We start from the raw sequence: 1,060 nt of genomic DNA, 5'->3' as shown, positions 1-1,060 counted from the left end.
AATTCCGCCACCCGAGCAACCGGATGTCTGAGAGGCGAAAACAATAGTAGGGACGCCGCCCGTGCTTGTCAACCCTTGTGACTTGATTTGCCGCTGTGACGTGTTATGCTGGCGTTTGCCGCCGCGCCGGTGGGGACTTCCCTGGCTTGCGCGAAGCGGGACTTTTAATCAAGAGAGGCTACAAACATGATCGACAAGAAACAGGTAATTACCGATAACGCCAAGGGCGCCACCGATACCGGCAGCACCGCCGTACAGGTCGCGCTGCTCAGCGCCCGCATCAACAACCTGGCCGCGCACCTGGCGACCAACAAGAAAGACAAGGCGGGTCAGCGCGGCCTTCAGCTGCTCAACGGCCAGCGCCGCCGCCTGCTGAAGTACCTCGAACGCACCAACTACGATGAGTACATCGCCCTGACCGATAAGCTCAAGATTCGCCGCGGCCAGCGCATCGTTCGCTAAGCCCAGCCGCCTGTTCAGGTCGCCTGCCCAACCGGGTCGGCGGCCTTTTTGCTTGGGCTGCTGCGCTTACAATCGTGCCTATGCAACTTATCGCGGTATGTACCGGGCAAGCTCGCCTGTTCGCTAACAAGACAGGACAGACGGGCATCGACAAACGCGCCGTTCCAGGTCAGGTCAAGATCGGGCCGCTGGGTCTCGAAGGGGATCAGGTCATGGACCGCAAGCACCACGGCGGGCCGGATCAGGCGGTGTACATCTATACCCGTCCCGACTACGCCTACTGGGAAGGGCAGCTGGGCCGCCCACTCAGGAACGGGGAATTCGGAGAAAATCTGGTGTTCTCGGGTCTAGAGTCGGCGGCGGTAGGCATCGGCCAGCGCATTCAGGTCGGGCCAGTGGTGCTGGAGGCGACCATGTCGCGGATTCCCTGCGGCACCTTCTCCCAGCACATGAACGACCCGCACTTTGCCCGCAAGTTCCGTGACGCCCGCCGCCCAGGGATTTACGCCCGCGTGATCGAGCCGGGTGAAGTGCAGGCCGGTGACGAGGTGCGGCTGCTGGGTGAGCTGCCCGCTGGTACGCCCACTATTCTCGACAC

The 1,060-nt window shown here is 62.2% G+C and carries 2 protein-coding genes; both read left to right on the top strand.

Features of this window, described 5'->3' with window-relative positions:
- The first annotated feature begins 186 nt into the window (after positions 1-186).
- Positions 187-462, top strand: a complete 276-nt coding sequence (gene rpsO / locus QZ269_RS13195; protein ID WP_291427156.1) for a 30S ribosomal protein S15 — start codon at positions 187-189, stop codon at positions 460-462.
- Between the two features lie 80 nt (positions 463-542).
- A partial coding sequence (locus tag QZ269_RS13190; protein WP_291427155.1) for an MOSC domain-containing protein occupies positions 543-1,060 on the top strand: 518 nt, incomplete at its 3' end.

The sequence above is a fragment of the Deinococcus sp. genome, from assembly GCF_018260405.1.
Lineage (GTDB): Bacteria > Deinococcota > Deinococci > Deinococcales > Deinococcaceae > Deinococcus.
The sequence above is the reverse complement of the archived record's forward strand: the minus strand, read 5'-3'. Positions and strand labels throughout refer to the sequence as shown.

Bases quoted from the DNA above. Each gene is read 5' to 3' on its own strand.
- rpsO (WP_291427156.1), top strand. From the start codon at position 187: ATGATCGACAAGAAACAGGTAATTACCGATAACGCCAAGGGCGCCACC.